Source organism: Salinimicrobium oceani (assembly GCF_012037645.1).
In genome coordinates this window covers 1-304 of the sequence record NZ_JAAVJR010001471.1, presented here as the reverse complement: position 1 = coordinate 304, position 304 = coordinate 1, and the positions used below count along the sequence as shown (strand labels likewise).

The following is a 304-nucleotide window of genomic DNA, read 5'->3' as shown; positions in this document are numbered from 1 at the left end:
ACAACCTTATCGATGGGAATGAGTGGCGATTACAAAATTGCCATAAACTGTGGGAGCACAATGATAAGGGTAGGAAGTGCCATTTTTGGAGAGAGAAATTACAGTTAATTAGGAAAGAAGTATTTGTACGCAATTTTAGACATAGAAACTACCGGCGGGAAGTATAATGAAGAGGGCATAACAGAGATAGCAGTCTATAAATTTGACGGCCATAAAGTTGTAGATCAGTTTATAAGTCTGATCAATCCCGAAATCCCTATCCAGCCTTTTGTTGTTGGCCTCACCGGCATCAATAACGAAATGC

General features: G+C 39.8%; 1 protein-coding gene and 1 pseudogene. Both read left to right on the top strand.

Annotated features, from left to right (window positions below; all coding sequences use genetic code 11):
- A pseudogene (locus HC175_RS24550) lies at positions 1-108 on the top strand (YggS family pyridoxal phosphate-dependent enzyme); the annotation flags it as partial.
- Between the two features lie 15 nt (positions 109-123).
- A partial coding sequence (locus tag HC175_RS22675; RefSeq protein ID WP_262887266.1) for a 3'-5' exonuclease occupies positions 124-304 on the top strand: 181 nt, incomplete at its 3' end.